The following is a 22182-nucleotide window of genomic DNA, read 5'->3' as shown; positions in this document are numbered from 1 at the left end:
TCATGGTCATATCATTGATCGTGTCGGTCTCGGTGTAGATATATGTTGCCGAGTCACCCGGCTTGACGTTGCTTTGAAGCAGATACTTCATCATTGCCAGCATATCGTAGAGATTCACGCTCTACGCTGGTTGAAACAACAGCGCCGTATGTGCCGTTCTTGATCGCGTCACAGTTGGCGGATTTTTCACCACCACCATTGGCGATCAGATGAACCTTGCCCGACAGGCCTGCCTCGCGAATGGCGGCAGCGGCCCCCACAGCATCACCATCCCAGAAATCAATGATGGCGCAGATGTCGGGATGCTGTTGCAGCATCGTTGTGGTGACGGTGCGCGATGTGGTTGCATCCCAGTTCGAGAATGGCTCGGCCACAATCTCGAAACCGTCATGCTTGGCCATTTCCTCGACGATCCCGTTATACTGGAACAGGCTGGTTGCGTTGGTCTGGTCCCCCTGAACCAGCCCGATCTGCTTGGACGATCCTTCGCCACAGGCACGAACCGCCTCTTTGGCCTCGATCCGGCCCATTTCTGTCCAGTCGCCGCCAAAAAACGCATCCGCCTTGAAATTTGCAGGATTGTCGATCAGGAATACGAAAATACCGGCCTTTTGCGCGCGGCGCATCAGTTTGCTGTAGGAATTCATGTCAGGCGCCATCACGATCAGCACATCGGGCTTGGGATCAGAGGTGATGGCCTCGGCAATGGCTTGCGCGCCGGCTTCTACGCTCCAGTTCGGGTCACGGGTTTCGAAAACGCCGCCGAAATTCGGGATTTCTATTGACAGATAACCAGCCCATCCCTGCGCCAGATCAAAGCCCATGGCCATGGGCACCATAACAATGCGCTTGCCTTCAAGGGCGTTCTTGTAGGCTTCGGGGCCGGGGTCTTGGGCTGCAGCAGGCAGGGCGGCAAACGTGGCGGTCGCAATCGCAATCGCACCGATGGCAGATTTCAGGATATTCATTTTTCTCTCCATATTGGTTTTGTATTTTTTTATTGGTTGCATATTGATGGCGGATATACCGCTCATGTGTTGCGGGTTATGCAGACCCCGTTGATTGTTCCCCCTTGATTTCGGATTGATGTGTTTATGATGGTATTGCTAGATATCCCCTTGCTGGGCGGTCTGTTCGTCCCTTGGGTTCAGCCATCCATCCAGAATGATGGCCGCCAGCAGGATCGTTGATTTGATCAGGTTTTGATACAGCAGCGAAATATTGGCGATGGTCATTACGTTCAGCAGGATGCCGATCAAGGCCGCACCGATCAGAACATTGCGCACGCCCCCCTTGCCCCCCGACAGGCCAATGCCGCCGATCACGGTGACCAGAATAACGTCATACAGAAGGTTCGAATTGATCACCCGCGTCTGGATCGACAGCAGACTTGCTGCGGTCAACATGCCGGCAATGAAGGACAACAAAGCAGACAAGACATAGCGCAAGACAAGCATCGGCCGCACCGGAATACCGATATTGCGCGCGGCAGCGGGATTGTCGCCGGCATAATAGACATAGCGCCCCCATTTCGTGAAACGCAGGAAGATAAACGTTGCAAAGGCCAATGCCAGAAAAACAAAAACATCAACCGGGATGCCGGCAAACCGCAAAGCACCGACAGTTTCCAGCCAGTGACCGGCCGGAACCGTCACCGCATCGGACGGAATAACTTGCGACCGGATAAACCCGAAAACGAACAAACCGGTTGCCAGCGTGACAAAAATCGGCGGGACATCCGCATAGGCAACAAGAAACCCGTTTACCGCGCCGATAAAGATAACCGCAGCCAGCACCAGCAACATTGCGGCTGTTTCATCTGTCCCCGCGTGCAGCAACTGTAAATACCATGCGACCGACATGGCCATGATCGCCACCATCGAAAGGTCAATTCCCCGCCCGATAATCACAATCGCCATGCCAAGCGCCAAAATCCCCAGCACCGAAATGGACCGCACGATGGAAATCACATTGCTGATGTTCAGAAATCCGGGCAGAGCGATGGCCGCAAAAAGAACAACCAAAACCGTCGCAACCAATACAATACGTTCCTGATTGAACGAATTAAAATTCATAAATCGCTCCCGTCTGGTATCGTTACAAAGTGACGATCCCAAGGAGGGGATTACAGGTTAGTCAAGGTTTACAAGACTGTTCTTCTGCCGGCCCACCCGCCGGATAATGCTTTGCAACAAGCTCTCTCTTACTTTTCTGAAACGTAAATCTGTAAAAACAATCATTTTTTTATTTATTCCCGCCTTTGTAGCACCAATCTTCACGCCACATTACGGATACAACCCTCATCAATCCTGTATTGGTGGTAATACCCGACATTTGCTCGCAAATATGTCGGACCGGCCCGAACAAGGGATAATTCTATGTAATCGGGGCAATTTAGCCGTCCCGAAAACCACAATTTTCCTGTGAGGACATATCTAACTGCGTTTGCGGCCCAGCATCCCCTTTGATGGGTCATAAGCATAGATTGCAGCCCCCATAAACAGCAACGTCGCCCCCGCAACCACAGCCAAAGCCAGCCAGTTTATCTGGCCATACAGCCCGAAACGTATCAATTCGACGGCATATGTGAAGGGGTTATAGCGGCAGATATCATAGAGCAGAATGCTGGATTCCTTCATTCGCCACAGCGGATACAGGGCGGATGATGCAAAGAACATCGGGAAGATCACAAAATTCATCACGCCGGCAAAATTTTCCAACTGCCGGATGGTCGAGGACAGGAATAGCCCCATCGCCCCCAGCATCAGCCCTGACAACACCAGCGCGGGCAGCACTGTCAGATAGCCCAGCGGTGGCGGATCCACCCCCCAGAACCATGCGATCAGCAAGAAGGCATAGACTTGCAAGATCGACACCACCACCCCTGCAAACAGTTTTGCCGATAGCAGGAACCAGCGCGGATAGGGGCTAACCAGAAAGATACGCATCGCGCCGGTTTCGCGGTCATAGACCATTGATAGCGAGGATTGCATGCCGTTGAACAACTGGATCATCGCGCAGAGGCCCGGCGCAACGTAAACCTCGTAAAGCACATAGGTTTCATAAGGCGGTGTGATCGACAGCCCCAGAACCGAGCGAAAACCGGCGGCAAAGATGAACAGCCAGACCAGCGGGCGCACCAATGCAGACAAAAAACGTTCGCGTTGTTTGGCAAAGCGCAGGGCCTCGCGCCAGATGATGCCATAGAGCGCGCGCATCCGGCCGCGCCAGCCAAGGGGGGTGTTGCTCATAAAGCCCCCTCCTCCACGCCGGTCAGCGACAGGAACGCTTGCTCCAGCGTGGCTTTGCCAGCGATGTCACGGGCAGTTCCTGCGGTCAGGATTTTGCCCTGATGCAGGATGGCGACGTTATCTTGCGGCTGCACCTCGTCCAGCAAATGCGTGGCCCACAGCACCGCTACGCCTTCGTCACGGATCAGCCCGCGCACCAGTTCGGCCACATCCAGCCGCGATTTCACATCCAGCCCTACTGTTGCCTCGTCCAGCAGCAATAGGCGTGGTTTGTGCATCAGGCTGCGGGCGATTTCGGCGCGCCGCGACTGACCACCCGACAAGGTAGATACCCGCGCATCCACCTTGTCCGACAGACCGACACGTTCAATCATTTCAGCGGTGTGTTTACGGGTATCCCCGCGCGACATGCCGTGCAGGGCGGCGTAATAAAACAGGTTCTGGCGCACGGTCAGATCGCGATCCAGCGAGCGAGTCTGAAACACGATTCCCAACCGCGCCAGTGCTGGCCCGGGTTGGCGGCGCACATCATTTCCGGCCACCTCGATCGTGCCGGTGATATTGTCATATAACCGCGTGACCAGTGAAAACAGCGTGGTTTTTCCCGCGCCATTGACGCCCAGCAACGCCGTGAACTGCCCCGCCCCAACCGTCAGCGAAACATGATCCAGCGCCGTTAGCCTGCCAAAGGAATGACTGACATCCGCAATCCGCAGCGCTGGCACATCCGCGTCCATTATTTGCCGACAATGTTGAAAATAGCCCGCTGCGTATCCCCGCGCGCGCCCGGAATTTCCAGCACATAGCGGCCCGGAAGGATGGCGATAAAACCGATGGTCATCTCGCCCTCATCTTCCATCGCGATTCCGTTCAGTCCCGTCGGCATGATGCTACCGCTTTCGGTTTCAATACTGTCGACCCAGACCGCCCGAAAGAAATCCCCGCCCGTCAGTTTTTGCGCGGTGGTGCCGTCGGCAATGATCGTCAGCTCGTAATAGGTGCCCGAGGTCAGCATATAGGGCGCGTCGGTCAGTGGTTTTCCGGCGCTCAGGGTGATCGGTTCCAGTTCCTCTTTGTTGCTACCGGCCAACAGGCCCGCCGGACCCAAACCCAGATCACGCGCAAACGCGGGTGCGGTCAGTAACAATGCTATGACAATGATGGTTTTCATGATGGTTTTCCCTTCCTAGTTTGGCGAAACCGCCACGCCCCACGGCTGCTGCCCGACCTGAATGGATTTGATCACCTTCAGCCGCTCTACATCTATCACGGATATGTCGTTTGAATTGCCGTTGGTGGTGAACAGGTATTTCTGATCCGGAGTAAACGCCATTTGCCAGACGCGTTGCCCGACCAGCAGGTAATCCAGCACCTCGAAGGATTTGCCATCCACCACAGCCACACGGTTGGCCGGTCCAAGCGCCACAAATATGGTGCTGCCATCCGCCGTGACCTTGATCCCCACGGGCTGAATGGTTTCATCGGGCAGATCGGGGATTTCAAAGGTGATTTTGTGAATGACTTCGTGTTTGGCCACGTCGATCACTGTCACCGTGCCACCAATTTCGGCACTGACAAACAGCAATGCGCCATCATCGGTGAACTGGGCATACCGCGGGCGTTGGTCGACCAGCACATTTTCGAAAATTTCGTAACTGCCGGTGTCGATGAAATGCGCCATATTGGTGGTTTCCGAGGTGTTGATCACCACCTTACCATCCGGGCTGACCGCCACCCCTTCAGGCTCGACCCCGACCGGAATTTCGGCCAATACCAGCTGGGTTTCTACATCCACCACGGTCACCAGATTGTCATCCTCGTTGGCGATATACAGCGGGTTGCCCGAGGGGTGCAGGATGAATTGTTCCGGGTCCGGTCCGCTGGGCAGCGTGTGCAGCAGTTTCAGCGTGGCGGTATCAAACACCTTGACCGTGTCGTCATCGGAAACGCAGATATACAGCTGCTTGCCATCCTTGCTGACCAGTATGCCGCGCGGGCGCTGGCCGACATTGATGGTGTCTGTCACCTCAAGCGTTTCACTGTCGAGCACACTGACGGTATTATCTTTTTCATTGGTGACGTAAACCGTATAAGCCGCTGCTATCGAAGGTGAAATCAACCCAAATAGCGCGGCAAGGCAGGCAATATTCAGTTTCATCGCGTTTCCTTTTTCAATCATCGGCCCTCAAGATCACAGCCGCTTTCCGGCTGATCAATTCCCAAGGTGTCCAGTTGCGAGACCTGATGCAGATACCCCTCTTGCGGCGACACCGAGACCAGAACCCTGTTCCCCACCAACAGGATCGGCTGGCGCAACTGGCCGTTCCAGGCGCGGAACGTCAGCTTCTCGCCCTTGAAGGCGGCAATTTCGAAATCGCTACCCAGCAGGTATTTTTCCAACACGTCATACTGATCGGATTTGGTGCGGGTCGCGGCTTCGCTTAACACCCGCAGGGCCAGCCAGACCTGATAATCCTCGGGCCGCATATAACGCCCGTTCAGTTTTTCAAACCGGCGCTGGAACTGGGTTGCCCCCCAGGCCTCTTGGGCAGGGTGCCATGTGGCCGGTCGCAGGCCTGCCGAACCGGCAACCGGGCGGGCCTCCCATGTTTGAAAGGGTAGATAAACGGCGAATATGTCTGCCTCGTCTGCAGCAATCATCACATCATAATTAGGCGCGCGCTGTGTGAAAACGGGGATCTGTTTTTGTACCTGAACATGGCCGGAATCTGTGCGCCGCGCCCCGCCCGTGTCTTCGAACACGCGTTCCTCGACAATTTCTGCCCCGAATTTATGCGCCGCACGGCGATAGGCGTCGGCCAGCGCTTTGTCCTCGGGGTGGGATCCTTCGACCAGAAACCAGTTTCGCCATTTCTTCCACATCAGGAATTGTGCCAAAGCATCCGTCAACATCGCACGGCTGGGGGCGATATGCAGCAGGTTCGCGCGACAATCCCCGTTGCGCAATCCGTCATCCGGCGCAAGCGCGTTCAGCACCAGCGCCCTGCCCTTGGCTGCATCCGCCAACGTCAGAACCATCGGCGCATCGGCCAGCACCACGATGTATTGTGCACCCTCGTCTATTGCTGCGTTCATCGCCGCCACGGCCTCTTCGGGCGGCACAGCATTATAGGCGGTGGCAAACTCCTGCCCCATGAAACGTCCCGTGGTCTGGTTGTCTTCGGTCGCCAATGCGCCACCGGCAAAGCCCAGATCATCCGGCACCAGATCAAGCCGCGAGATCGGTTTGGGTTTGGGCGTATCCACCCTTAGCACCAATGCCGAAATCACTTGCTTTTCCTGCGCATAGGCCATGCCAAAAGGAGCAGCACCGATCAGACAGACCACAAGGATCCACCACATCGCCCAAACAGTTTTCGCCCTGCCGCTGATTGCCATCCGTATTTTCATATCCCTGCCAGACTACGACCCAATGAGGACCCCTGCCTTTGGACTATGGTCGATATTGACCCGTTGATTGCCAGCGGGGACCATCGGGTGTCATTTGGGCAATATCGGGGAGGAATAGGATGAAGGGCGTTGTAATTGCCTTCATTTTCGCAATTTTAGGGTTATTCCTATCATCTCATGCGGGATCGACGCTTCCACGCTCCGAGATTGAATGCGGAACCAAGGTTGCCTTTTTAGGAATACATTTCAACGATATGAGCACGGAAGGCGCTTATAATGGCATCCGCAAAGATGAAGTTGAGAGAATCCGTATCAGTGAAGAATATATCACTCAACGCTTGCAGGCTGCCGGTTTCTTTGTGGTCTCGAATGCCCCGATTGCCGACAAATTGGTCAAAATATTCAATCCGGCCCAATGCAACGGGTGTGATATAAAATTCGGACGCGAATTGGGCGTAAAATATGTGGTGGTCAGCGAAGCCACCAAAGTTTCCAACCTGATCCAGTCCGTGAACATCCAGATGCGAGATGTCGAAACCAAATATCAGGTCAGAGGGCTTGCTGTTGATATCCGAGGTAACACAGACTTGGCCTGGAAGCGTGGATATCGGTTTATCTTTGACAACAGCACTCTTGTCGGATGCGAGACATCATAATTAGTCGATAAGGAGAACAGTATGAACAGACGCGCAATAATCGGGGCACTGATGGCTTTGCCGATGATATCCCTACCGGCTTTGGCCCATGGCCCGTCGCGCCAGAAAATCACCCTGACCGCCGAGGTCGCCGCCCCCCCAGAAGAGGTCTGGGCCGCGATCGGCAACTTTCAGGATATGAGCTGGCATCCCGTGGTGTTCAGCACAGAAGGTGTCGGCGGCAACGATATCAACGCTACCCGCGTTCTGACACTGGGCAAGGAAGGCGGCCCGACCATCGACGAGTTGCTATACAAATACAGCGCCGAGAAGATGAGCTATTCCTATCGCATTGAAAAAGTCGACGTAAAGGTTCTGCCCGTCACCAACTATTCCTCGCATCTAACAGTCAAACCACGCGATGGCGGTGGATCCATCGTGGAATGGCGCGGGGCGTTTTATCGGGGCTATCCGAACAATGATCCGCCCGAGGAACTGAACGACGAAGCCGCGATTGCCGCTGTTACCAGCGTTTACAAGGCCGGACTGGACGCCCTGACCGAACGGTTCGGCGCAGCCAATTGATTCACCTTCTCCCGTCTCTCCTGATCGGTTGGCTGGCTGTATCCCCTGCATTTGCGGGGGATATGGCGTTTGTCACCAATCAATCCGGCAATGATGTCAGTGTGATTGATCTGGACAATGGCAAGACGCTGAAAACCATCCCCGTTGGTGGCAAACCGGCGGCTGTTGCAGTGGGGCCGAAGGGCGCACACATCTATGTGGTCAGCCCCGATAGCAAAACCCTGAGCGTGATTGCCCGCGATACCCTGACAGTAACCAAAAAGATCATACTGGAAGGCGGCCCGTTCGGGGTGGCGGTTCACCCCGATGGCCGCCGCGTCTATGTCACCGACTGGTATAACGCGCGGGTGTTCGAAGTGGCGCCTGACACGGGTCAGGTTTTGCGCATTATCAAGGTCGGGAACTCCCCCGCAGGGATTGCGGTTACGCCCGACGGAAGCAGGGTGTTGTCTGCGGATCGTGATTCAGATCAGGTTTCGATCATTGATACAGATAGCGGTGAACGTATTGCTACCGTACCCGTCGGCGAAAGGCCGTTTGGCATGACAATCGACGCCACGGGAACCCGCGCCTATACGGCCAATGTAGCGACCAATACGGTGACCGTGATCGACATCGCAAACGCCCGTGTGATTGGGCAACTCGAAGTCCAGGAGCGCCCCTATGCGGTGGCCTTGTCAGGTGGGCACGGCTTTGTGACCAACCAGTATGCCGATACGGTTAGTGTGTTCGATCTGAAAACACTGCAACCGGTCGGCACGATTGATGTTGGCGAATACCCCGAGGGGATCATCCCCTCGACCGATGGCCGCAGGATTTATGTTGCCAACTGGTTTTCCAACACCCTGTCGGTGATTGATGTGCAAACCCTGCGGGTCACGTCGGAATATGAAACTGGCGACGGCCCTAGGGCCTTTGGTGCGTTCCTGTTGGCCGAATGATCCATCTACGACCATAGGAACGGTGACAGGCCATTGGCACGATTGTATATTGCCTTAACGCGTGAACAGGGAGGATTAAATGTTAAGATCGGTTTTCAAGACAATCATTGCCACCGCTGCCCTTGCAGTTTTACCATCCGCCAGCATTGCAGGCGAGGCATGGGATGACATCAGCCCGCTGATGTTTGACGAGGCCCGCGACGTTACTATGGCCAGCGCCCAAACCGTCACGCTGCGCACCCCCTACCGCGCAACGGATGACCGGCGGGTGATGATGGGGGCCAGTGTTGCCCTGCCTGACGGGCAATTGATCGACAAGGTCTATCTGGTGATCGACGAAAACCCGATGCCGGTTTCAGCAGTGTTCGAAATGCAGCGCCCGACCGGCAATTTTACCTTTGACATGACCATGCGCCTGAACGGACCCAGCGGCATCCATCTGGTGGTGGAAACCACCGACGGGCAGTTGTTGGTCAGTGAAGGGTTTACCAAAACCTCGGGCCTTGGGGCCTGTGCCGCCCCGCCGGTGAACGATCCGGCCATTGCCCTGAAAACCCTTGGCCAGATGAAGCTGGCCCTGGCACCGGCAAACACTATGAACGCCAAAACACGGCTGGTTTCGCTGGCAAGTGGCACCAAGGCCGAACCGCAGCCGGTAAAAGCACAGGTATCGTTTAGTCATCCCAGCCATTCCGGCCTGCAAATGAACCAGATCACCCTGCTCTATCTGCCCGCCCGTTTCATCGAGATGGTAAAATTCACCACCGATGAAAGCCCGATGTTCACCATGACCGGCAGTATTTCAATCAGCGAGGATCCGGCGCTATCCGTGGTGCTGCCCGCAGGGTCCGGCACCCTGAGCATTGATATGCAAGACACCGATGGCGCGACGTTCCATCAGCTATTCTCGCTGGGACAGGGCTAAATCAGTTTTGCGCGGGCGCGGGTTCGCGCTTTAGCACCTCGGTTGGGTAGTCATAGAACGTCCAGCCGTCGGTGCCTTCGGGGAACCAGTAGACAGTTTCATAGCCGTATTCCTCGATCGCGCGTTTGGCGGCGTTCCATGACATCCAGCAATCCGCCAGACAGAACAACAGCACCGGATGCGCCTTGTCACCACCTGTAACCTTCTCCAGCCCCTGCCGGAAATAAGCGTCTGTTTGCGGGGCGATTTTTCCATAACCGACATTGGGCAGCCAGATCGCGCCGGGGATGGAATGGCGCGACTTTTCGCGCCAGATCGTGCCCTTAGGCAGGTTCGCGGGCTTTGGCGGGCGCGGCACCACATCGACAAAGGCCACCATGCCGCTTTGCCACAATTCATGTGCTTGTTCCGGCCCCACCACCGTTCCACCCTTCAGCGTCGCGGGAACCGACGAGCGGTAGTGTTCCTGCATGTAATCATCCGGCTCCTCCACCGTGACACTTTGGGCATAGGCGGGCGAGGTCAGCAGGGATACGGCAAGAAATGCCCCGAACATCTGGCGGATCATTGAGTCACCTCCTTGAGGTTCTGCCCCATATTGTCCAGCAACGGCACGCCATAGCCGGTTAGTATCCGGTCAATCGCCACCTGATTTTCGCGGATCATCGAATTCAGTTTGCGTTTCCAGACCAACTCGCCTTGCCGCACTCCCATAGTGATCCGGTAGGCCATTTTGGGCGGCAGTGTTTCTTTCAAAAGCGGGGTCATCACCAGATCACCATCCCCCTTTTGCAACAGGTTTCCGGCAATCGGTCCCCATATGAAAGCGGCATCAATCACACCACCACGCAGATCATCCAGCATGTCTTGGTTCGGGGAATAGAACCGCCGGTCCACCATCAACTGATAGGGTTTGGCCAGCGGCATCAGGCCGTTGCGGGCCATATGGCTGGCGGGTGGTGTGCCTGCGATCACCCCGATAGCATGTCCTTTCAGGCGCGGGTCGGAAAGGGTATCGACCGATGCCAGATCACTGTCCGCACGGGTGACAATGACATAGGCCGATGTGTAATAATGGTTGGTGTTCAACACCAGTTCATGCCCCTGCGCAAAACCGATAATCACGTCACAGCGGTTTTCTTTCAGGGTTTTGCGCACAAATCCCGTGGCCATTGGAAACCACATATATTCCAGCGGCAGGTCCAGTTGGTCGGCAAACAGGTCCGCGATCTTGTTTTCAAACCCCGTCCCTTCCTTATTGGAAAACGGACTGTTAGCCGGATCCGCGCAGACGCGAAAGGCCGTCTTTGACACAAGGTCGGCGGTTTGGGCGTGCGCGGTTATTGCCCCGCAAAAGGCAACAACAATCGCAAATACCCTGACCAGTTTCCTACCCATCCAGACACTCTTTCTGATCCGCCCTGATAGCATCCGACTTTGGCTCTTTCTGACGCGGCCGGCCCCGCGGGATGGCATCACTGCCGCGCGCTTTCAGGTAAACGTAGATGTCATCAAGATAGCACATAACATTGCGGTTGGTGCCAAAGGTGGGCATCACAAATTCGGTACCCCCCTTGGATTCCATTTTGCCGCTGGCCACGATTTCCAGAAAATCATAGTAATCCATATCGACAGCCGAGTTCTTGATTGCCGGCGCATAACTGGACCCTTCGCCATCCGGCCCGTGGCAAACGTGACATTCCGAATGATAGCGCCGGAACCCCTCGTAGGTGGGCCAGTCCACGGTGCCATCTTCGGCCACGTTGAATGTCGGCACATCATCAGCGGTGTAATAGCGTCCATCCTCGTTGCGGACGGCTGTGATATTGTCCGCGTCCTGTGCCGCCGCCCCTGATAGCGTTCCGTATAGAATGGCGATTGCTCCGATGGCAGCTTTTGTGTGTGACGTTATCGGCATTTATCATGGTCCCCTTTTGAAACGGATACCGGCGCAGTTTCACTCAAGATACTGCGCCGGTCCATTAGGCCATTAGTCTTGGATCACCGGTTAGTTTGGCAATCCGAACACCGTGAGCGTGCCACCAAGGGCGGTATAGTCGCTGAGTGCGGCATAGCCACCCACAGCCCCCAGACCATCGGTCGAGTTGGTCAGACCGGCCGCAAGGCCAATCCCGGCCCAACCACCAACACCCGAATAAACCGCGACGTATTGCTTGCCGCCATGCTCGAAAGTCATCACATTGCCGATGATGCCGGACGGGGTTTTGAACTTGTACAGCTCTTCGCCCGTGTTGGCGTCCACAGCTTTCAGATATCCTTCGAGCGTGCCGTAGAACACCACGTCACCTGCCGTTGCCAGCGCACCGGACCAGACCGAGAACTGCTCAGGCAAGGACCATTTGATCGTTCCGGTTTTACCATCCCATGCGATGAAATTGCCCATATTGGTTTCACCTTCGGGCGGATACATCGACAGGGTCGCGCCAACATAGGGCTGACCTGCGGTATAGGCGACATGGAAAGGCTCGTAATCCATGCAGACGTGGTTTGTCGGCACATAGAATAGCTCGGTTTTGGGCGAATAGGCCGCTGGCTGCTGGTCTTTTGACCCCAGCGCCGCCGGACAAATCCCGACCGAGTTCACGTCCTCGCCATTGGTTTCGGTAGACATCGCAGGCACCACAGCCGGACGGCCATAGGTCGGCGAGGCCGGATCCATATCGACGCCGGTTGTCCAGTTGACTGCCGGGTCAAACAGTTCCGCCACCAACAATTCACCTGTGACGCGGTCCAGCGTATAGCCAAAGCCGTTACGGTCAAAGTGGGTCAGCACCTTGCGCATTTCACCGCCGATTTCCTGATCGGTCAGGATCATTTCGTTGATGCCGTCATAATCCCACTCATCATGCGGAGTCATCTGGTAGAACCATTTGGCAATGCCGGTATCAGCATCCCGCGCCATGATGGTCATCGACCAGCGGTTATCCCCCGGACGTTGCCCCGGGTTCCATGTGGACGGGTTGCCCGAGCCGTAATAGATCAGGTTCAATTCCGGGTCATAGGAATACCAGCCCCATGTGGTGCCGCCGCCGATCTTCCACTGATCTCCTTCCCATGTGTTCAGGCCGGAATCCTTGCCGATCGGCTTGCCCAAATGGGTGGTTTTTTCCGGATCCACCAGAATATCGCTATCCGGTCCCATTGAATAGGCGCGCCAAGCGAGCGAGCCATCAGCAATGTTGTAAGCGGTCACAGAGCCGCGCACGCCGAATTCGCCGCCGGATATCCCGACAATCACCTTGTCTTTCACCGGCATCACCGTGGCTGTGTTGGTTTCGCCCTTGCTGGGATCACCATTGACCACCGACCAGACGACTTCGCCGCTGTTGGCATCCAGCGCCACAACGGTAGTGTCCGCCTGATGCAGGAAGATTTTGCCATCGGCATAAGCCAGACCACGGTTCACTGTATCACAGCACATCACCGGAATGACATTGGGGTCCTGCTTGGGCTCGTATTTCCACAGGATCTTGCCATCATTATTCAGATCCAGCGCAAAGACGATATTAGGGAACGGCGAATGCACATACATCACATCCCCGATCACCAAAGGCGAGCCTTCATGCCCACGCAGAACGCCGGTCGAGAACGTCCATGCCACCTGCATGTCGCCCACATTGCCAGCATTGATCTGATCCAGTTTCGAATAGCGCGTATTGGCATAGTCGCCAGTCTGGATCGCCCATTGTGCCGGGTTTCCGGTGGCCTCCAATACTGATTCATTGGCGCTTGCTGTCAGACTGCTGGATAGCAGCAATAACGCAGCGCCCGTTAGAAATCGTTTCATTCTTTCCTCCTTGTTCATCCAGATCCGGTTCCCGCTGCTGTCGTTTGATGCTGGATTACACCCCGGTTTCCTTGATGTCCGCGAACGTATGAATACGCCCGTTCAGCAGCCGGATTTTTCTATTCAGACTCTTATTAAGAAGGAGACACCGCTTTTGGGCAACTGGGCCTTAGTCGTAATTCTGCAAGATTTTGAATGTATTTTTCGCTGTAAAAACAACAAAACAGGGCGCGTGCCCTGTCTTGCCTTTTCGACCTGTCCGAATTGTGAACGGCGAATGTTTACCCCGCCCGATCCGCGTGCCAATCCACATGATCACCCGCGAACGTCGAGACAAAGTAATAGCTGTGATCATATCCCGGCTGCATCCGGAACACGCCGGGGATACGGGCCGATGCAAGGGCCGCTGACAGTGCCTCGGGCTTTAGCAATTCCAGAAACTGGTCGGATGTGCCTTGATCAATCAACACATCGCGCGACCAGCCTTTGGCATTGATCAGAACCGTCGCGTCATGGGCCTGCCATGCTGTTTCATCTTCGCCTAAATAGGCTGCCAGTTGCACCCTGCCCCAATCGGACGCCGTGGGATTGGCGATAGGCGCAAAGGCCGAAACCGAGGCAAATTTATCGGGGTTGTTCAGGGCCAGCGTCAACGCGCCATGTCCGCCCATTGAATGGCCGGTGATGCCGTGGCTGTCGGCCAGCGGAAATTGTGCCATCACCAGTTCCCGCAATTCTGTCAACACATAATCATACATCTGGAAATGCGCCGCCCAAGGGGCCTGCGTTGCGTTCACATAGAACCCCGCGCCTTGCCCCAGCGCATAATCCTCGTCATCGGCCACGCCCTCGCCGCGTGGGCTGGTATCGGGATAGACCACCGCCATCCCCCGCCGTGCCGCATGTTCCTGCAATGCCGCCTTGGTCATCGCGTTTTCATGGGTGCAGGTCAGGCCGGACAGATACCACAGCACCGGCACGGGGCCGGACTTGGCTTGCGGCGGCAGATAGACGGCAAAGGTCATGTCGCAATTGCAGACCGTGGACGTGTGGCTATAGACGCCTTGCGTTCCGCCGAAACAGGTGTTTTCCGAGATGGTTTTCATCACATTCCTATACTGTTGAACGTTCGCGCAACACAGTCATGCGCAAAAATGATAGCGCCCGACCGGGTGGGCGCATGGTGCTGAAATTTCGTCTTTGCAGACCTTGTAAGCAACTTGAAACCCATAGCCAAACGGCACCCTTGCCAAGCGCCCGCCATGGGGCGGTCGGGCGCTGTCATTTTTGCAAAATGACGGGTGGAGGATTGCCTCGGTTTCAATAAATCACAACCCCGCGAATGCTCTCGCCCGAATGCATCAGGTCAAATCCCTTGTTGATATCTTCCAGCGGCATGGTGTGGGTGATCATCGGGTCAATCTCGATTTTGCCGTCCATGTACCAGTCCACGATTTTCGGCACATCCGTGCGCCCTCGTGCCCCGCCAAAAGCGGTGCCGCGCCACGAACGGCCCGTGACCAGCTGGAAGGGACGTGTCGAAATCTCGGCCCCAGCAGGGGCAACCCCGATGATGATACTTTCGCCCCACCCCTTGTGCGCGGCTTCAAGTGCTGTGCGCATCACGCCGACGTTGCCGGTGGCGTCAAACGTATAATCCGCCCCGCCGCCGGTCAGCTCGACCAGATGCTCCACAAGGTCGCCTTTCACATCAGACGGATTGACAAAATCGGTCATGCCAAAATGCCGCCCCATCTGTGATTTACTATCGTTCAGGTCCACCCCGACGATTTGATCGGCCCCTGCCAAGCGCAAGCCTTGCAAGACATTCAACCCGATGCCGCCCAGACCGAACACAATCCCCGTGCTGCCGATTTCCACCTTGGCGGTGTTGATCACGGCACCGATGCCGGTGGTAACGCCGCAGCCGATATAGCAAACCTTGTCGAACGGCGCATCCTTGCGGATTTTGGCCAGCGCGATTTCCGGCAGAACCGTGTGGTTGGCAAAGGTCGAACAGCCCATGTAATGCAGGATCGGCGTGCCATCCAGCATGGAAAAACGACTGGTGCCGTCGGGCATAAGGCCCTGCCCTTGGGTCGAGCGGATCGACTGGCACAGGTTGGTTTTGGGGTTCAGGCAATATTCACACTCGCGACACTCGGGGGTATAAAGCGGGATCACATGATCACCGGGCGCAACACTTGTCACCCCTTCGCCGACCTCCAGAACCACACCAGCACCTTCATGCCCCAGAATGGCCGGAAACAGCCCTTCGGGATCGGCACCTGAACGGGTGAATTCATCGGTGTGGCACAGGCCGGTTGCCTTGATTTCCACCAGAACCTCGCCGGCCTTTGGCCCTTCTAGGTTCACTTCCATCACTTCCAGCGGTTTGCCCGCCTCGAGTGCCACTGCTGCGCGTGTCCGCATGATTAATTCTCCCGTTTCTATTATGTCACCCTAATCAAAATGCAGCCCCTTTGGCCACAATTATCAGGGTGGGTTTCGGAAATCTGTATAGCGCCGCAAGGCGATGTGTTTGGATTAGACCTTAGTCCTGATCCTATAGTTTGCGATAGGTGAAATCCGGCGCTTCCCCCGCCATTTCCGCCGCCAGAATATCGGTGATCCGCCCGTGATCAGGCGATAGCGAACAAACCGGATCAACCGCATTCGCATCCCCCGCCAGCAACAGCGCCTGACAGCGGCAACCGCCAAAATCAATCTCTTTGCGCTCGCAACTGGTGCAAGGCTCGGGCATCCAGTCGGTGCCGCGATAGGCGTTGAAGGCAGTGCTGTCATACCAGATATCGCGCAAAGGGGTCTGACGGATATTGTCAAACTCCAGATGCGGGATGGATTGGGCCACATGACAGGGCAGAACCGTGCCATCCGGCGTGATGTTCAACCCCGTACTGCCCCAGCCGCCCATACAGGCCTTGGGGAAATCCGCATAATAATCCGGCGGCACGAAATCAAAGGCCAGCACCCCGCGCAGACGCGCCTGCGCCTCGGCCACCTGCTGTTTCACCTTGTCGGTTTGCTGTCGCGTCGGCATCAAGGCCGCGCGGTTCTTCAAGGCCCAGCCGTGGAATTGCACACAAGCCACCTCGAGCCGCCGCGCGCCCAGTTCCAGCGCCATTTCAATCGTGCGTTCCAGATCGTCCATATTATGCCGGTGCATCACCGCATTCAGGGTCAGCGGGATGCCGCGTTTGGCGATTTCGGCGGCCACCTGCATCTTGCGGTCAAACCCGCCTTTGTAACCGCCGATCCGGTCGGCCAATTCGGCGTTGGTGCCTTGCAGGGACAGTTGGATATGTTCCAGCCCCACCTGTTCTAATTCGTCCATCCGGCGCGGAGTCAGACCGATGCCCGAGGTCACCAGATTGGTATAAAGCCCCGCCTGCACCGCCCCTTCAACCAGTTCCACCAGATCGCGGCGCGAGGCCGGCTCGCCGCCCGAGATATGCAGCTGCAACACCCCGATGTCGGCAGCCTGCCGAAATACATCGATCCATTCGTTTGTGTCCAACTCGCCCTCCTTGCCCGACAGCGCCAATGGGTTGGAACAATAGGGGCAGGACAGCGGGCAGCGGTGGGTCAGTTCGGCCAGCATGGCCAGCGGTGGCGGCACTGTGCCGGTGGCTTGCGCCGGTTCGGATTGTTCGATCGGTGATGGTTTGTTCATGGTGTAACCCCCAGATACATCCGCGCCCGTAGCCCCCCTAAAAACTGCTGCACATCGGTTTCGATCTGTTCCGCCGGTGCTTTGAAGGTTTGGGCCAGATCGGCAATGATTTCCCCGAACCGCCGCTCGCCATCGACCCGCGACAGGATCGCAACCCCGATATCATCCAGCAGGATCGCCTTTTCCGGCGCCAACAGAACCACCCCGCCGCGCACGCGGTCCTTGTGCATCCGTACCCCGCGTGGAAGATACGGGCGATCGGCGGCGTTCAAGTCCAGCGTCATGCCGCCCCCTCGCCCGGTTGCCAGCCGCCCGGCGGTATCCGCCCCGGCTCGACATAGGCCGAATGCAGCGCGTCCAGTTGTGCCCATAACAGATCGGTTTTGAAAATCAGCGCCTCGGCCGCCATGTCCTCTTTCTCGGGCGTGTCCGCGTGGTCCAGCACCCAGGCCAGCCCATAGGCCACATCCTTTGGCGCCTCTTTCAAGCGATGGCGGAAATAGGACAATGCGCGATCATCGGCAAAATCATAATGCGCTAACAGCCCCTCGATGCGCTCGGCATGGATTTTCGGGGCAAACAGTTCGGTCAGAGACGAGGCCACGGCCTGCAACAGCGGTTTGTCCCGCACATAACGGACATAGGCGTCCACAGCGAACCGCGTGGCGGGCAGAACCCCTTTGCGCGAGGCCACATAATCGGGGTCCAGCCCCACCGCCTCGGACAGTTTCAGCCAGCGCCGCAGACCGCCGCCATCATCGACGCCGCCATCGTGATCCACGATCCGTGAACGCCAGTTGCGGCGCATGTCGGGGTCTTCGCAGCGCGACATAAAGGCTGCATCCTTTAGCGGAATACTGCACTGGTAATAATAGCGGTTGATCACCCAGGCCTGCACTTGATCCTGCGTGCAGCCACCGGAATGCAGCAAATGGTGAAACGGGTGTTTATCGTGATAGCGTTCATCACCGATGGCCCGCAGGCGGGCCTCAAGCGCGTCACGGCGGCTTATTGTCTTGTTCATAGGTCTACCTCCATCCCGTCATGGGTGATTTCCCAACCCGCCGCGGTGGCCTCGGCCCGCTCGGGGCTGGCCGGATCCAGCACCGGATTGGTGTTGTTGATGTGGATGAACAGTTTGCGCGGGCGAATCAGACCCGAAAGGCGTGCGATTGTGCCCTCCGGCCCGCTGATCGACATATGCCCCATGCGCTGGCCGGTTTTCTGGCCGGTACCGCTGCGGATCATTTCATCATCGCGCCAAAGGGTGCCGTCAAAGAACAGCAAATCGGCATCCGCCAGACGCCCCAGCAACGCGTCATCCACCACTGCACAGCCGGGAATGTAATAGGCCACCTTTTGCCCGTCGCTAAGGCGCACGCCGACGGTTTGTTCCCCCACCAGATCGGTCTGCACGCTGTTGCCTTCCAGAAACAGCGGCACTTTGCCCGGCACCGCGAACAGACAGGCTTGCAGCCCGGCGTGCAGTTCAAAACCGGCCTCGAGCGCCACAATCTGCCGTTTGACCAGTTCGGACGAAACCGCACCAAAAACGGAGTTCTGCGCCAGAATGTCCAACAGTTCGCGGGTGGCGAATATCGTAAAAGGAGTTTGTTCACGCAGGCTTAGCAAGCCGGTGATATGGTCAATATCACCATTGGTCAGCAAAACCGATCGCAATGGGCTACCACGCAAGCCTTGCGGATGCAGGGCCGCGCTGGCCTGCATCTGGACGCGGATATCGGGCGAAGCATTCAGGATGCTCCATTGCCCGTCCGCCCCCGACACCGCGAGTGATGATTGAGTGGCGGCAGGGATTTCACCCGCCCGTGCGGCACGGCAATTGGGGCAGCCACAGTTCCACTGGGGCAGCCCGCCACCGGCAGCCGAACCAAGAACAAGAAACTTCATGTCATGGCCCGCCCGCAGGAATTCTTTGCATCAGATGATGCTCAAAACAGGTCGGGTTCGCCTCCGCGATCCCCGTCCTCGGATGGGGAATACATATTGATCTCCATGCCGCAGTTCACTTCTTTCAGTACAGGTGCAGTCCAGGCCATGTCGTCCTCCATTGGCAAATAGCAGTGCGTCACAGTCTAGCGACAGTCCCCTATCACCCATATTGCCCATTGGTCGTAAGGCAGGGGTGGTGCAGCAATGCTAGTTATATCGCAACGCACCCCTCGGGGTGATTGCCTTAGAAACCGCTTGTCAGAGGGACATCCATGTTCAAACCCCTGTTTGCACTCACCCTTTGCAACATCCTGCCCGGTGCTGCGATGGCTGCGACATATGATGATCCGGACTGGCCCTGCATCCAGCGCAAGGTGCCGGAAATATCAGTGGCGCAGATGTGGGCGGGGCCCGAGGTGACAGATGCCATTCTAGCAATGGGGAAAGAACCCAAGGTCGCAACCCTTGCGGCGCAGTTGGCATTGCGCAGGGTGCCGATGGATCAGGCCGAACAGATGATTGCCGATTTCGCGGCAGATCTGGGTAAGGACCGCAACGATATGCTGACCGCCCTGTTTGCCAAAACCTTTGCCCATATCGCCAGCGAGCGAAAATCGGTGATGGCGGGGATCAGCCGTTATGCCCATAAACAAACCGGTCTGTCCGCACGGATCGAGGAAAAGCGCACGGCCCTTGTGGCCCTGAAATCCAAAACCCCGCCCGATTATGACCGGCAAGAGGAGTTGCAGGACAATCTGGTATGGGAGGAACGTATTTTCCGTGAGCGCGCCCAGTCGCTGACCTATGTCTGCGAAACGCCGGTATTACTGGAACAAAGGATATTTGCCATCGCCCGCGCGATCCAGTCACACCTAGCGCCCTAAGCTATTCCCACTCCAGCTCGGTATAGGCGGCGGTGGCGTTGCGGGCGTTGAATTCGTCGAACAACAGCCATTTGTCGCGCTGGCTTTCACCAACATGGGTGATCGCCACGCTCAGGCTTTCACCCTGCTTGATTGCCGCGCGGGTTTCCTGTGCGATGGCCGCAAGGTAGCCGTAAACATCCCTCATCCCTTCGGGCCACGGCAGGCTGACCGGCCCATGCCCCGGCACCACCCTGTCAGCCTTGGATGCCCGTAAGTCGTCCAATACCGACAACCACCCGGTGATCGAGCCATCCAGCGCCGGCGTGTGTTCGGCAAATACCAGATCGCCGGCCCAGAGGGTGGCTGTTAGATCATCGAACAGGCGCAGATCATTGTCGGTATGGGCGGTTGGCGTTTGGGCAAGGTGCAAAAAACGCCCGCCCAGATCGATTTCAGCAATACCGGTTGTCAGGGCCTCTACCGGCACCGCATCTGACAGGATCATCCGCTGCGACCCGATCAACCGGCCGTAATTTGCCTGATAGGTTTCGGCACGGCTGGCCAATGCGGCGGGCAGGTTTTCATGCCCTAATATTTGCGCGCCCATATCCATAAACAGTGACGCCCCCATCATATGATCAGGGTGCATATGGGTCAGCACCAGATATTCAACCGGCAGATCGCTGACCTGCCGAATCGCCGCCAACAACCGTTCGGCCACATCGCGCGAACCGCCCGCATCAATCACCGCAATCGCATGCTGCCCCACCACAAAGCCGATATTCGCCAGATCACCGGCATTTTGCGGCGTTGGAATTTCATGCAGGCCCTTGTGCATCCAGATTCCATCGGCAATTTCGGTCACAGGCAGCGGTGCAATATCAGGGGTTTCGCAGGCCTGTTTCGCAATCCTCAAATCGGGGTGTTGCATTTGCCAAGCCTCTATCCGCGCACCTGCCGATGCTTCGCATTCCATCTGGCTGACCACAGCCGTTCGCGGCAGCATACGCTTTGCACAAACCGCCGGATCACCGGCCAGACATACCGTCAAAACAAGCTCGATCATCGCGCACCACCTTTTGCCCCGTTTCTGCTGTCCCGAAGTATAAGCGCCGCCGCAAATCCGCGGTTTCACCATATCGTGACCGTTTTTCAGGGGTAATCCCCGCGAATACCCATGAAAAGCGGACCAATGTCCAATTTACAGACCCGTCAATATGTGCCTGCATTGCATGAACGCGACAGAAATTCCGACCCACCAAGGAGACGCAGATGAAAAACATGCTGATAGGCGCAGCCCTGGCCGCACTGATGTCCACAGGCGCAATTGCAGGCGAGGCGGTGAAAAACCCGCTGGTCAATGGCGAAACCTGGACCGACCTGAAATACGACGTGGTTGAGGATATGCCCTTGATCCAGAGTGATGATCTGTTCACGCTGGACGCTCCGTTTCGCGCCTTTGACGCGGCCACGGTACCGGTGCATATCACCCAGTCCGAAGGATCAGAGGCGCGGATCGAAAAGCTGATCCTTGTGGTGGACGAAAACCCATCACCCCTGGTGGCCGAATTCACCTTTGGCGAAAACATGGGCGCGCTGGATTTTGAAACGCGGGTGCGGGTCAATTCCTATTCCAATGTGCGCGCCATCGGCATTACCGAAGGCGGGGACGCCTATATGACGGGCCGGTATGTCAAGGCATCAGGCGGCTGTTCCGCCCCCGCCAGCAAGGATGCCGCCGCAGCACTTGCCTCGCTTGGGAAAATGAAAATCCGCCAGTTTGACGATTTGGACCAACCCGCACAATCCAGCGCGGATCAGACCGGTCAGCGCCGTGTGGCGCAGATCATGATCAAACACCCGAACTATTCCGGCCTGTCGCGCGACCAGATCACCCATCTGTTCGTGTTGGCGCGCTTCATTGATGTGCTTAAGGTGTATCAGGGCGATGATCTGTTGTTCAAAATGGAGGCTGGCATTTCAATCAGCGAGGATCCCTCGTTCCGCTTTACCTATACCGATAACGGCTCGGACACCCTGCGTATTTATGCCGAGGACACCGAAGGCGAAGTGTTCGAGCAGACATTCCCGAAAGACAAGATCGCGATGTGAG

25 protein-coding genes are annotated in these 22182 nt (G+C 56.7%); 6 read left to right on the top strand and 19 right to left on the bottom strand.

The genetic code is table 11. The features are described from left to right. Nucleotides 1–53: 53 nt before the first annotated feature. The 7 genes from BAR1_RS01320 to BAR1_RS01290 all read right to left on the bottom strand — a co-directional run bounded on the left by BAR1_RS01320 (nt 54) and on the right by BAR1_RS01290 (nt 6566). Nucleotides 54–968, bottom strand: coding sequence for a sugar ABC transporter substrate-binding protein (locus tag BAR1_RS01320; protein ID WP_228408655.1), 915 nt, complete (start codon nt 966–968; stop codon nt 54–56). Between the two features lie 138 nt (nt 969–1106). Continuing rightward, complete coding sequence (locus BAR1_RS01315; protein WP_118941352.1) at nt 1107–2075, bottom strand: ABC transporter permease; 969 nt, start codon at nt 2073–2075, stop codon at nt 1107–1109. A gap of 360 nt (nt 2076–2435) precedes the next feature. Beyond that, nucleotides 2436–3251, bottom strand: a complete 816-nt coding sequence (locus BAR1_RS01310) for an ABC transporter permease (RefSeq protein WP_118941351.1) — start codon at nt 3249–3251, stop codon at nt 2436–2438. Further along, the gene (locus BAR1_RS01305; RefSeq protein WP_407681529.1) at nt 3248–3991 is read right to left on the bottom strand and encodes an ABC transporter ATP-binding protein; all 744 of its coding nucleotides are present in this window, start codon (nt 3989–3991) and stop codon (nt 3248–3250) included. Before BAR1_RS01305 ends, BAR1_RS01310 begins: the two co-directional genes overlap by 4 nt. Then, on the bottom strand, nt 3988–4422 hold the full coding sequence (locus BAR1_RS01300) for a hypothetical protein (protein WP_118941349.1): 435 nt from the start codon (nt 4420–4422) through the stop codon (nt 3988–3990). The genes BAR1_RS01305 and BAR1_RS01300 overlap by 4 nt, the downstream gene beginning before the upstream one ends. A gap of 15 nt (nt 4423–4437) precedes the next feature. Next, a complete protein-coding gene (locus tag BAR1_RS01295) occupies nt 4438–5409 on the bottom strand; it encodes a YVTN family beta-propeller repeat protein (protein WP_118941348.1) in 972 nt (323 codons plus the stop codon). A gap of 17 nt (nt 5410–5426) precedes the next feature. After that, on the bottom strand, nt 5427–6566 hold the full coding sequence (locus BAR1_RS01290) for an ABC transporter substrate-binding protein (RefSeq protein ID WP_228408821.1): 1140 nt from the start codon (nt 6564–6566) through the stop codon (nt 5427–5429). A 215-nt stretch (nt 6567–6781) separates the two neighbouring features. On the opposite strand from BAR1_RS01290, the gene BAR1_RS01285 reads away from it, so the two are divergent. The 4 genes from BAR1_RS01285 (at nt 6782) to BAR1_RS01270 (ending at nt 9748) form a co-directional block, all read left to right on the top strand. Further along, nucleotides 6782–7318 carry a DUF3280 domain-containing protein gene (locus BAR1_RS01285; protein WP_118941347.1) on the top strand — a complete coding sequence of 179 codons (537 nt, stop codon included), beginning with the start codon at nt 6782–6784 and terminating at the stop codon, nt 7316–7318. A gap of 21 nt (nt 7319–7339) precedes the next feature. Further along, nucleotides 7340–7882 (top strand): SRPBCC family protein, encoded by a 543-nt coding sequence (locus tag BAR1_RS01280; RefSeq protein ID WP_118941346.1) that lies wholly within the window; start codon nt 7340–7342, stop codon nt 7880–7882. A gap of 62 nt (nt 7883–7944) precedes the next feature. Continuing rightward, on the top strand, nt 7945–8823 hold the full coding sequence (locus tag BAR1_RS01275) for a beta-propeller fold lactonase family protein (RefSeq protein WP_118941345.1): 879 nt from the start codon (nt 7945–7947) through the stop codon (nt 8821–8823). A gap of 79 nt (nt 8824–8902) precedes the next feature. Then, complete coding sequence (locus BAR1_RS01270) at nt 8903–9748, top strand: quinoprotein dehydrogenase-associated SoxYZ-like carrier (RefSeq protein WP_118941344.1); 846 nt, start codon at nt 8903–8905, stop codon at nt 9746–9748. A gap of 1 nt (nt 9749) precedes the next feature. Here BAR1_RS01270 and BAR1_RS01265 read toward each other — a convergent pair whose 3' ends face one another. The 11 genes from BAR1_RS01265 to pqqA form a co-directional block, all read right to left on the bottom strand. Next, on the bottom strand, nt 9750–10316 hold the full coding sequence (locus BAR1_RS01265) for a PQQ-dependent catabolism-associated CXXCW motif protein (protein ID WP_228408653.1): 567 nt from the start codon (nt 10314–10316) through the stop codon (nt 9750–9752). Then, nucleotides 10313–11146 (bottom strand): substrate-binding domain-containing protein, encoded by an 834-nt coding sequence (locus BAR1_RS01260; RefSeq protein WP_228408651.1) that lies wholly within the window; start codon nt 11144–11146, stop codon nt 10313–10315. The genes BAR1_RS01265 and BAR1_RS01260 overlap by 4 nt, the downstream gene beginning before the upstream one ends. After that, entirely contained in the window at nt 11139–11666 is a 528-nt protein-coding gene (locus tag BAR1_RS01255; RefSeq protein ID WP_118941342.1) for a c-type cytochrome, methanol metabolism-related, read from the bottom strand. Before BAR1_RS01255 ends, BAR1_RS01260 begins: the two co-directional genes overlap by 8 nt. A 90-nt stretch (nt 11667–11756) precedes the next feature. Then, nucleotides 11757–13556 (bottom strand): lanthanide-dependent methanol dehydrogenase XoxF5, encoded by a 1800-nt coding sequence (gene xoxF5, locus BAR1_RS01250; RefSeq protein ID WP_118944294.1) that lies wholly within the window; start codon nt 13554–13556, stop codon nt 11757–11759. 281 nt (nt 13557–13837) lie between these two features. Further along, nucleotides 13838–14662 carry an S-formylglutathione hydrolase gene (gene fghA / locus BAR1_RS01245; protein ID WP_118941341.1) on the bottom strand — a complete coding sequence of 275 codons (825 nt, stop codon included), beginning with the start codon at nt 14660–14662 and terminating at the stop codon, nt 13838–13840. A 214-nt stretch (nt 14663–14876) separates the two neighbouring features. Further along, nucleotides 14877–15989: an S-(hydroxymethyl)glutathione dehydrogenase/class III alcohol dehydrogenase gene (locus BAR1_RS01240; protein ID WP_118941340.1), complete on the bottom strand. Its 1113-nt coding sequence runs from the start codon at nt 15987–15989 to the stop codon at nt 14877–14879. 133 nt (nt 15990–16122) lie between these two features. Beyond that, on the bottom strand, nt 16123–17250 hold the full coding sequence (pqqE, locus tag BAR1_RS01235) for a pyrroloquinoline quinone biosynthesis protein PqqE (RefSeq protein ID WP_118941339.1): 1128 nt from the start codon (nt 17248–17250) through the stop codon (nt 16123–16125). Beyond that, nucleotides 17247–17534, bottom strand: a complete 288-nt coding sequence (gene pqqD / locus BAR1_RS01230) for a pyrroloquinoline quinone biosynthesis peptide chaperone PqqD (protein ID WP_118941338.1) — start codon at nt 17532–17534, stop codon at nt 17247–17249. The genes pqqE and pqqD overlap by 4 nt, the downstream gene beginning before the upstream one ends. Beyond that, nucleotides 17531–18274 (bottom strand): pyrroloquinoline-quinone synthase PqqC, encoded by a 744-nt coding sequence (pqqC, locus tag BAR1_RS01225; protein ID WP_118941337.1) that lies wholly within the window; start codon nt 18272–18274, stop codon nt 17531–17533. Before pqqC ends, pqqD begins: the two co-directional genes overlap by 4 nt. Next, nucleotides 18271–19161 (bottom strand): pyrroloquinoline quinone biosynthesis protein PqqB, encoded by an 891-nt coding sequence (pqqB, locus tag BAR1_RS01220; protein WP_118941336.1) that lies wholly within the window; start codon nt 19159–19161, stop codon nt 18271–18273. The genes pqqC and pqqB overlap by 4 nt, the downstream gene beginning before the upstream one ends. 41 nt (nt 19162–19202) lie before the next feature. Continuing rightward, complete coding sequence (pqqA, locus tag BAR1_RS01215) at nt 19203–19310, bottom strand: pyrroloquinoline quinone precursor peptide PqqA (RefSeq protein ID WP_118941335.1); 108 nt, start codon at nt 19308–19310, stop codon at nt 19203–19205. A gap of 165 nt (nt 19311–19475) precedes the next feature. Here pqqA and BAR1_RS01210 point away from each other — a divergent pair, with 165 nt between their 5' ends. Beyond that, nucleotides 19476–20087: a hypothetical protein gene (locus BAR1_RS01210; RefSeq protein ID WP_118941334.1), complete on the top strand. Its 612-nt coding sequence runs from the start codon at nt 19476–19478 to the stop codon at nt 20085–20087. A 1-nt stretch (nt 20088) separates the two neighbouring features. Here the strand turns inward: BAR1_RS01210 and BAR1_RS01205 are convergent, their stop codons facing one another. Continuing rightward, nucleotides 20089–21135, bottom strand: a complete 1047-nt coding sequence (locus BAR1_RS01205; RefSeq protein WP_162891621.1) for a quinoprotein relay system zinc metallohydrolase 2 — start codon at nt 21133–21135, stop codon at nt 20089–20091. 206 nt (nt 21136–21341) lie between these two features. On the opposite strand from BAR1_RS01205, the gene BAR1_RS01200 reads away from it, so the two are divergent. Beyond that, nucleotides 21342–22181 carry a quinoprotein dehydrogenase-associated SoxYZ-like carrier gene (locus tag BAR1_RS01200; RefSeq protein WP_118941332.1) on the top strand — a complete coding sequence of 280 codons (840 nt, stop codon included), beginning with the start codon at nt 21342–21344 and terminating at the stop codon, nt 22179–22181. The last annotated feature ends 1 nt before the right edge of the window (nt 22182 follow it).

The sequence above is a fragment of the Profundibacter amoris genome, assembly GCF_003544895.1.
Classification (GTDB): Bacteria; Pseudomonadota; Alphaproteobacteria; order Rhodobacterales; family Rhodobacteraceae; genus Profundibacter; species Profundibacter amoris.
This window is presented reverse-complemented; position numbering and strand designations above follow the sequence as displayed.

Coding starts and splice junctions, on each gene's coding strand:
- BAR1_RS01320 (WP_228408655.1), bottom strand. CDS start 968: ATGAATATCCTGAAATCTGCCATCGGTGCGATTGCGATTGCGACCGCC.
- BAR1_RS01315 (WP_118941352.1), bottom strand. CDS start 2,075: ATGAATTTTAATTCGTTCAATCAGGAACGTATTGTATTGGTTGCGACG.
- BAR1_RS01310 (WP_118941351.1), bottom strand. CDS start 3,251: ATGAGCAACACCCCCCTTGGCTGGCGCGGCCGGATGCGCGCGCTCTAT.
- BAR1_RS01300 (WP_118941349.1), bottom strand. CDS start 4,422: ATGAAAACCATCATTGTCATAGCATTGTTACTGACCGCACCCGCGTTT.
- BAR1_RS01295 (WP_118941348.1), bottom strand. CDS start 5,409: ATGAAACTGAATATTGCCTGCCTTGCCGCGCTATTTGGGTTGATTTCA.
- BAR1_RS01290 (WP_228408821.1), bottom strand. CDS start 6,566: ATGGCCTATGCGCAGGAAAAGCAAGTGATTTCGGCATTGGTGCTAAGG.
- BAR1_RS01285 (WP_118941347.1), top strand. CDS start 6,782: ATGAAGGGCGTTGTAATTGCCTTCATTTTCGCAATTTTAGGGTTATTC.
- BAR1_RS01280 (WP_118941346.1), top strand. CDS start 7,340: ATGAACAGACGCGCAATAATCGGGGCACTGATGGCTTTGCCGATGATA.
- BAR1_RS01275 (WP_118941345.1), top strand. CDS start 7,945: ATGGCGTTTGTCACCAATCAATCCGGCAATGATGTCAGTGTGATTGAT.
- BAR1_RS01270 (WP_118941344.1), top strand. CDS start 8,903: ATGTTAAGATCGGTTTTCAAGACAATCATTGCCACCGCTGCCCTTGCA.
- BAR1_RS01265 (WP_228408653.1), bottom strand. CDS start 10,316: ATGATCCGCCAGATGTTCGGGGCATTTCTTGCCGTATCCCTGCTGACC.
- BAR1_RS01260 (WP_228408651.1), bottom strand. CDS start 11,146: ATGGGTAGGAAACTGGTCAGGGTATTTGCGATTGTTGTTGCCTTTTGC.
- BAR1_RS01255 (WP_118941342.1), bottom strand. CDS start 11,666: ATGCCGATAACGTCACACACAAAAGCTGCCATCGGAGCAATCGCCATT.
- xoxF5 (WP_118944294.1), bottom strand. CDS start 13,556: ATGAAACGATTTCTAACGGGCGCTGCGTTATTGCTGCTATCCAGCAGT.
- fghA (WP_118941341.1), bottom strand. CDS start 14,662: ATGAAAACCATCTCGGAAAACACCTGTTTCGGCGGAACGCAAGGCGTC.
- BAR1_RS01240 (WP_118941340.1), bottom strand. CDS start 15,989: ATGCGGACACGCGCAGCAGTGGCACTCGAGGCGGGCAAACCGCTGGAA.
- pqqE (WP_118941339.1), bottom strand. CDS start 17,250: ATGAACAAACCATCACCGATCGAACAATCCGAACCGGCGCAAGCCACC.
- pqqD (WP_118941338.1), bottom strand. CDS start 17,534: ATGACGCTGGACTTGAACGCCGCCGATCGCCCGTATCTTCCACGCGGG.
- pqqC (WP_118941337.1), bottom strand. CDS start 18,274: ATGAACAAGACAATAAGCCGCCGTGACGCGCTTGAGGCCCGCCTGCGG.
- pqqB (WP_118941336.1), bottom strand. CDS start 19,161: ATGAAGTTTCTTGTTCTTGGTTCGGCTGCCGGTGGCGGGCTGCCCCAG.
- pqqA (WP_118941335.1), bottom strand. CDS start 19,310: ATGGCCTGGACTGCACCTGTACTGAAAGAAGTGAACTGCGGCATGGAG.
- BAR1_RS01210 (WP_118941334.1), top strand. CDS start 19,476: ATGTTCAAACCCCTGTTTGCACTCACCCTTTGCAACATCCTGCCCGGT.
- BAR1_RS01205 (WP_162891621.1), bottom strand. CDS start 21,135: ATGATCGAGCTTGTTTTGACGGTATGTCTGGCCGGTGATCCGGCGGTT.
- BAR1_RS01200 (WP_118941332.1), top strand. CDS start 21,342: ATGAAAAACATGCTGATAGGCGCAGCCCTGGCCGCACTGATGTCCACA.